This window comes from Herpetosiphon llansteffanensis (assembly GCF_003205875.1).
GTDB lineage: Bacteria > Chloroflexota > Chloroflexia > Chloroflexales > Herpetosiphonaceae > Herpetosiphon > Herpetosiphon llansteffanensis.
Genome location: NZ_PUBZ01000029.1, coordinates 1 through 1,566 on the forward strand (window position 1 = coordinate 1; position 1,566 = coordinate 1,566).

The window sequence follows — 1,566 nt, forward strand, 5'->3', positions numbered from 1 at the left end:
CGGAATGTGTCAAGCACGATGAAACAAATGACAATGGAGCAAACGGACGATTAAAGAAGGATTATTCGCGCAATGCCGCCGTGATCGACGGATCCGCTGGCCCGACTGGGCGGTTAATCCACACAGCCTCCGGCACACGCGGCGGGCGCGGTGTTCCCCGCACAAAGCGTTCGGGGTGGGCTGCATAGGCCGTCGCCAGCACCTGCTGCCGCGCCGTCGTCATGGCAGTGGCCTGCCCACGATGCACCATCGCTGGCGGCAACAAGCCAATCCCGCTGTGACAGTGCTCGTGGTTGTACCACTGCACAAACGCCCGCATCCACGCCCGTGCATCGATGAGACTGCCAAAGCGATCCGGAAAATCAGGCCGATATTTGGTGGTCTTGAACTGGGCTTCGGAGTACGGGTTGTCGTTCGAGACGTGCGGGCGGCTATGGGTTTTGGTCACGCCCAAATCGGCCAATAATTGGGCCACGGGCTTGGCGGTCATGGCACTGCCATTGTCGGCATGCAGCGTGAGTTGGTTCGGCTGAATACCCTCACGGTAATAGGTTTCGGCGATACACTGCTCGGCCAAGGCCGCCGATTCGCGCTCCATCACCATCCAGCCCACGATGCAGCGGCTGAAGACATCCAGAATCACATAGGCATAGAAGTATGACCAGGTGGTTGGGCCTTTGAACTTCGTGATATCCCAACTCCAGAGCTGATTTGGCTTCGTGGCCAACAATTCCGGCGCGGCATAGGTCGGGTGGCGCAGTTGGTTGCGGCGTTCCCGAACTTCGCGATGAGCGGCCAGAATCCGGTACATTGTGCGCCAATGGCAGAGGTACGTTCCCTCGTCGAGCAAGGTCGCATAGATCTGGCGTGGCGTGCAGTCCGCAAAGCGGTCACTGTTGAGCACCGTGCGAATGTGGGCGACCTCATTGGGTGTGAGCGCACGCGCAGGCCGACGACGCGGAACCGCTGTGGGCGCAGGCTGAGCCGCACGATAGACGGCGCTGCGCGGGACACCGAGCGCGCGACAGGCAGCGGCAATGCCCACGGTCGGAGCCAGATCGGCCACCGCCATGATTAATCCTGTGCGTCGGGTGGTGGCGCTGGGAGCGTGATCCCCAACAGGGTTGCAAGCTTTTTTTGCACATCGATGATCACCTCGGCTTGGGCCAGTTTGGCTTGGAGCCGCTGGTTTTCACGGCGGAGGCGGGCGAGTTCGGCAGTCTGGCGCTGGGCTTCGGGCGTGGGTGCGGCCTTCCGCTTGGGCGTGAGTGCAGCGAGTTCGCCCTCGGCCCGTTGTCGTCGCCAGCGGGCGAGGTGCGAGGAGTAAATCCCTTCACGGCGCAGCAAGGCACCAAGTTCGCCCGGCGCACAGGCATCGGCAGCCGCGAGGATGCGCAGACGGTCGCGGGCACTCCAGTGGGTGCGAGCGGCTTTGGGCCGAACTTCAGGGTCATGGGTCGATTGGTCGGGCGTTGGTTTTTTGCTGGCCATGGGAACTCCTTGCGGCCCTCGACTTAAGATTGATACACCAGATCTGTCTCACCTATGGTAGCACAGAGGGAAGCT

Annotated in this window: 1 protein-coding gene; it reads right to left on the minus strand. The window is 61.7% G+C overall.

The window, feature by feature from the left end; translation table 11 throughout:
* Positions 1-61 precede the first annotated feature (61 nt).
* Positions 62-1,491 (minus strand): IS3 family transposase gene (locus C5S61_RS01835; protein ID WP_439109046.1). Its coding sequence is split into 2 segments (ribosomal slippage): positions 62-1,128 and positions 1,128-1,491, totalling 1,431 coding nucleotides; the frame shifts between segments, so codons are not numbered across the junction.
* Between the last annotated feature and the right edge of the window lie 75 nt (positions 1,492-1,566).